The sequence below is a fragment of the Burkholderiales bacterium genome (genome assembly GCA_035560005.1).
Classification (GTDB): Bacteria; Pseudomonadota; Gammaproteobacteria; order Burkholderiales; family Eutrophovitaceae; genus DASRFY01.
Genome location: DATMAN010000095.1, coordinates 1 through 5,735, shown reverse-complemented (window position 1 = coordinate 5,735; position 5,735 = coordinate 1). Strand labels below are relative to the sequence as shown.

Annotated in this window: 6 protein-coding genes; all 6 read right to left on the bottom strand. The window is 65.1% G+C overall.

Annotated elements, in window-relative coordinates:
- The coding region (locus VNM24_14770; GenBank protein ID HWQ39842.1) for a hypothetical protein at positions 1 to 235 on the bottom strand (235 nt) is incomplete at its 3' end.
- A gap of 472 nt (positions 236 to 707) precedes the next feature.
- Positions 708 to 2,231 (bottom strand): polysaccharide biosynthesis/export family protein, encoded by a 1,524-nt coding sequence (locus VNM24_14765; GenBank protein HWQ39841.1) that lies wholly within the window; start codon positions 2,229 to 2,231, stop codon positions 708 to 710.
- 337 nt (positions 2,232 to 2,568) lie between these two features.
- Positions 2,569 to 3,672, bottom strand: coding sequence for a chain-length determining protein (locus VNM24_14760; GenBank protein ID HWQ39840.1), 1,104 nt, complete (start codon positions 3,670 to 3,672; stop codon positions 2,569 to 2,571).
- Complete coding sequence (locus tag VNM24_14755) at positions 3,669 to 4,343, bottom strand: ABC transporter ATP-binding protein (GenBank protein HWQ39839.1); 675 nt, start codon at positions 4,341 to 4,343, stop codon at positions 3,669 to 3,671. Before VNM24_14755 ends, VNM24_14760 begins: the two co-directional genes overlap by 4 nt.
- A complete protein-coding gene (locus tag VNM24_14750; GenBank protein HWQ39838.1) occupies positions 4,340 to 5,137 on the bottom strand; it encodes an ABC transporter permease in 798 nt (265 codons plus the stop codon). Before VNM24_14750 ends, VNM24_14755 begins: the two co-directional genes overlap by 4 nt.
- Positions 5,138 to 5,146: 9 nt before the next feature.
- Entirely contained in the window at positions 5,147 to 5,536 is a 390-nt protein-coding gene (locus VNM24_14745; GenBank protein HWQ39837.1) for a hypothetical protein, read from the bottom strand.
- Positions 5,537 to 5,735: the final 199 nt, after the last annotated feature.

The window sequence follows — 5,735 nt, the reverse complement described above, 5'->3', positions numbered from 1 at the left end:
GGAATTCGATTGTGGAAGTCGATTTCAGCAACCAACAAGGAGTCACGCCACCATGGGAAAGGATACGGTAGTTGAACTTCGCGGGCCAGAGCAGGGACGGGATCTTTTGACGGCGATGCTTCGGGAGGGCGCACAACGGCTCGTTGCGCAGGCCGTGCAAGTTGAGTTCGAGGAGTTTCTCGCATGCTATGCCGGCAAGCAGCACCGAGGACGGACGCGCGGCGGTGGTGCGCAACGGTTTTCAGCCCGAGCGCGCGTGCCTGTGGATAACCGCTTGCGAGCACAACACTCAACCGTCCACTGAAACGGGGCAACTCCACGGCGGCCGTCCAGCGGCGACGCCGGCCGGCGTCGCCGCAAAGCAGTTCGACTTCCGTCTCGCTCTTACGGCCAGTGATAGGCACAGGCGTACTACTATGTCCAAGTTTAGAACTACACCGTGTCCGGCGATTTAGGGGGCTGCCTGACTTGCGTCGCCTCGTTGCTTCCAAGAGGTTTGGAATTGATACAGCGTTATCCCGACTCTTAATCTTAAACTGCGTTCACGGCATCACACGTCGTATCGCGCCGCGTACAGGCCCAATGGAGGACGGCGCGCAGGCGCCCATCACGGCGGTCGTTGAAAATTTGGCGCACGGCCGCCTTGCCTCCTGTGCATCAATGGAGCCAGCCTTCATCAATTTGCCTTTTGGTGAAGAATCATTCCACTAAAGACCGAGTATCACCTTCGCGCTGACGGCGATCTGGAAGATGATCTGCGTAATGTCCTTCCAGAACTGGCGGCTCTTGTTGTCCACGCGCGGCAGGACGAGGATGTCGTCCCCGGGCCTGATCGAGTCGCCGTCGCGCGCCTCGCTGAAGCTGCCGTCGCGGTGCGCGATCAGCACGCGCGACGTGTCGGCGTTCTGGGAATAGCCCCCCGCCCGCTTGATGTAGTCGAGAATCCCGAGCCGGGCGTCATAGGCGACGGCGGTCGGCACGACCACCTCGCCCTGCACCTGCACCAGTCCGTCCTTCACCGGAACGCGCAGGACGTCGCCGTTCTCCAGCAGGAGTTCGTCGCGCTGGTTCGACTGGGCGATCACGACCTGGCCGAGCGGCACGATGTTGCGCGCCCGCGCGGTCCAGTTGAGGATGAGGTCGGCTTCCGCCTTGCGTAGCTGGGCTTCTTCGGCCGTGCCGGAACGGGCGGTCAGCACCGCCTGTTCGAGGTTTCGCAGCGACTGTTGAAGCAGCGCCGCCTGGCGCTCGCGCGTACTCAGCCGAAAAAGCTGGACATTCGCGGTGTCCGAGCGCTCGGTAAATTTCACCTGCTTCACCACGTCCGCCAGCCGCGAGCCGTAGGGCAGAACGTATTCCTGCGGACTGACGTGCTCGCCCTCGACCCGCACGCTGATCGTGCCGGGCCGCTTGTCCGAGGTGAACTCGATCTGGTCGCCGTTCTCGAGCCGCACGCTGCTCACGGCGGACAGCGGGTAGTACTCGGTGTTGAGCACCGTACCGGTGTTGCGCGTGACGCGCACGTGCGTCGCCGTCGGCAGCGGGCGCGCGAGCGCCGCCAGATGCGCGAGTTCGATGCTTTCGCCGGTGAACTCGAACCGGTTGGCGTTCTCCGCCAGCCCCGCGACCAGGAACGTGCTCTTGCGCGGCGCGACCATGACCACGTCGCCGTCGCCGAGCTGCACGCTCGGCAGTTTTCCGCCGAGCAGGAAGTCGTACAGGTTGAATGTGGCGCGCACGAGCGCACCGCGCAGCACCTGCACGTCGAGAAACGAGCCGCGGTTCGGATCAATCCCGCCCGCCTGATCGAGGAAGCGAAGCACGCTGTCGGTCGAAGTGCCCTGATACATCCCCGGGCGGTGCACGAAGCCGGTGACGAATACCCGTACCGGCTGCGCCGCGGCGAGGCTGATGTAGCTGAAGACGTTGGCGCGGAATACCCGGCGGATCGCGCCTTCGAGCACCTTGTGGAGGTCCCGGTTGGGCACCCCGGCCACCCGCACCGGTCCCACTTGCGGCACGAAGATGTTGCCCTGCGCATCCACGCTGACGAGGGCATCGAACTGGTAGGCGCCCCAGAGCTTCACCTGAAGCTGGTCGCCGACCGCGACGACATGGTCCGGGTTGAAGATCGAAGCCGCGCTCTGCGCGAAGGCGCCGGTGAACATGCGCGCCCCGAACACCTCGCTCTTCAGGTTCACCGAGTAGTCAAACGGCTGAGCGCCGGGCACCGGTGGCACCGCGGACGTCGCGGAGGCGGGCGCTGGCGTAGCCGCGGGAAACGGCGCCGGGACGGTACCGGCCGCGGGTGCGCCCGGCTGCGCCGAGCTGCCGGGCGCGGAAAAGATAGGCGTCGAGGGTTGCGGTGCCCCCTGCGGGGTTACCTGGGGCGTGATCTGAGGGGTTGTCTGACCCGGCGCCGGCGCAGAAGGCTGTGCGGTCGTGGCTCCCGTCGCCGGCGAAGCCGGAGTCGTCGAAGGAGGCCAGGTGATCGGCGCGCCCCATTGACCTTGGGCCGCCGAGGCGAGAAGGGCAAGGAGCAGCGTCAAGATCAGGCGTGCCATGGCGTCAATCCCGATGTTCGCGAATGATGGCGATGAGCAGCAGCAGGATGCCGACGACGATCAACGTGCCAAAGACGTAGAGCGCGCTGTGGTAGAACCGCCCCGGTTCGGTCGAATACTCCGGCAGGGTCGGCCGCTGCACGACGGATACTTTCTTCAGCGTGCGGCTCGCGTCCACGCGCGCGCGCTCGAGCGCCGCCATTGCGGTCTGGTACACGGCCTGGTGAAACGATGCCTCCAGCGCGAGGCGATCGTATTCCTCCGCAATCCGGTTCAGCGTACTCCCGTTGCGTCCGGATGCGAGCCGCGCGCGCTGCGCCCGGAGCTGCTTTTCAACGGCCCGGATCTGCTCGCTCACCGTCACAAGGTCGGGCGCGCCGGGAGCAAGATACGATTCGAGCGCCGAGCGACGCGCCTGCAGATCGGAGAGTTCGCCCTCCAGCCTGGCGACCACGGCGGACAGCTCGCCCACCGTCGCCGTGGGCGACACGAGCCCATGGGCGTTCTGGTACGCAAGCATCGCCTGGCGCGCGCGGATCATGCGCTTGTTCGCCTCGGCGACCTCGCGCTCGGCGAAGGCGACCTGCTCCCGCGCCAGGTTCTGCGCGAGCTGATTGATGAAACGGTCGCCCTCGCGCACGATCGCGGCCGCGATGCGCTGCGCCATCTGCGGATCGTAGGCCTGCGCCTGAAGAATGAGAACACCCGCGGTCTCGTCGTACTCGGCGCTGACGCGGCCGCGGTAGTGGCGCTGGAACCACTCCAGCGGCGCATCCCTGTAGAGCAGTCGCGAAAATGGATCGTAGCTGGCGCTGTAGTGGCCCCGCAGGTCGAGTTCGGCGTCAAGCTTGCGCAGCATGTCGGCCGAGAGCACGTAGTCCCGAAGCAGAAGGACGTCGCGCGGCGGCGTCGCCTGCGGCGCGAAGACCGAGCCGACATCGAGTCCCACGGCCGCGCCAAGTCCCTGCACCGTGTCCACCACCACATGCGCCTCGGAAACGTACCGGCGAGCGGCGAAGACGCTCCAGTACAGCGTGAACAGCACCATCAGCACCACCGCAGCCTGCCAGATGCGGTTGCGGCGCAGCAGGTCAACGAGCGCAGTCACGCGGCCACCTGCCGGGCGTGTTCGCGCCAGGCTTCATCCGCCGAGTCGAACCAGTATCCCCTGCCCTCGCAAAGCCAGAGGGCCGACTGGCAGAAGGAGCGGACCAGCCGCTCCGAGTGCGTCGCAATGATCAGATCGGCGCGGCGCGCAAGGTACTTCATCGCGTTGCGGGTCTTTTCCCTGAAGAAGTCCTCTCCTCCGCCTGCGCCCATGTTTTCGTCCACCAGATACACGTCGAAGTCGAACGCGACCGAAAGGGCGAAATTGAGCCGCGCCCGCATGCCCTTGGAGTAGGACGATACCGGCTGATCGAACGCTTCGCCGAGTTCCGAAAACTCGTGCACGAAATTTACCCGCTCCCCGACCCTTTCCTCTCCGATTCCCTGGATACGGCACACGAACCGCGCGTTCTGGCGCCCGGTCAGATTCGGCTGCAGGCCCCGCGTCTGGCCGATCGGCCACGATACGCGCCGATCCGAGGCGATGCTGCCGCGCGTGGGCTGGTCAATGCCCGCGATCAGCCGAAGCAGCGTGGACTTGCCGGCCCCGGTCGCGCCGATCACCGCGACGTTGCGCCGCGCAGGGAACGTCGCGGACACCCCGCGGAGCGCCCAGACGGCCTCGCCGCGGTTCGTCCAGTAGCGCTTGTGCACGTCGTCGAGCGCGATCATCGGGTCTTCAGGAACTCCTCGAAGCGCGCGTGCAGGGCAAGGCCCATGAAGACAAACAGCACGCCGAACTGCACCAGATAGGCAAGATCAATCCCGGTGGGCACCTTGTATTCCGGCATGAATGCGACGCGCAGCGATTCGATGCCGTGGACGAGCGGGTTCAGGAGCAGGATGTCGCGCATCGCCGGCGGAACGCCCGCGGATGGATAAATGATCGCCGAGAAAATGTAGAGCGGACCCATCAGCAGGCGCACGATGCGCCCGATCTGCTCGCTGAGGTTGGCGACGACCGAGAGCGTGAGCGCAAGCCCCAGACCCGCCACCCAGAGGCCGCCGAGCGCCGCAAGCGCACCGAGCGGGTCGGCGGGAAAAACCGGGAAGGCAAGCAAGGCGGCGCCCGTCCACACGACAGCGAACACAAGGCAAAAGAGCAGGCTTTCCAGGCCGGCGCGCGCGATGACGGTATCCACCGGCTTGACCTGGCGGAACCCGTACAGCGCTTCGCTTGCGCCGACGGTGGCGATTGACCGGTTGATCAGATTGCGCGGCAGAAAGAAAGCGAGCACGCCGAGCATGATGAAGGTCGGAGTGTCGGCGCCGACCAGCGTGCGCTGCCGGAAGCCGACGACGAAGATCCACATGAGGAAGGCGATGTGGGCGATCGGTTCGGCAAGCACCCAGAACCATTCGACGGGGTTGCGCGCGAGCCGCGCCGTCGCTTCGCGCAGAAAGAGCGCGCGCCAGACCGACAGCGTAATCGCGAGCGGCGAGCGGGCATGCTGCGTCGCGGCCACGCCACCTCCTCAAACGGCAACGCGTTTCTGCAGCACTTTGCGCAGTTGCCTGATGCCGACGAGCACGTCGTCGGCCACCTCCTCGATTTCCTCCGGAGGGGCCTTCGCAAACCACTTCAGCGCCGACGAAATGTTCTCGGGCAGGGTGAGCGCCGCCACCTTCGCTTTCAGCTCCTCGATGCCCCGGCGCCGCTTCAACCAGTTCTCGATTTCCTTCAATTCCGCCGCAGAACAGTTGCTCGCGAGCTTGTCGCCGATCTCAAGCCGGGCAAGATTGATGCTCCCGATCGGAACGGATTTTGCCTTACCGGTTTTCGGATCGAGTTGACTCTTTACAACCTGTACATTATTGCCGCGAAAGCGAAAATGCATCGCCTGGATGCCCTTGGAGTTGATCACATATGATCAATGTTATCACCCGGATACCCTGTTGTCCATCAGGGCCGCAAGGCACCGGCTGGCGCGGATTGCCGGGCACTTGCTGCCTGCACTTTCGGCTGGCATTTCAACCGAGGCGGGGAGAACGTGCGGCATGATCCGGCATCCTCAAATGACCCACGGTTTCTGCGGCTGCTCTCACCGTTGACCATCCTCATCA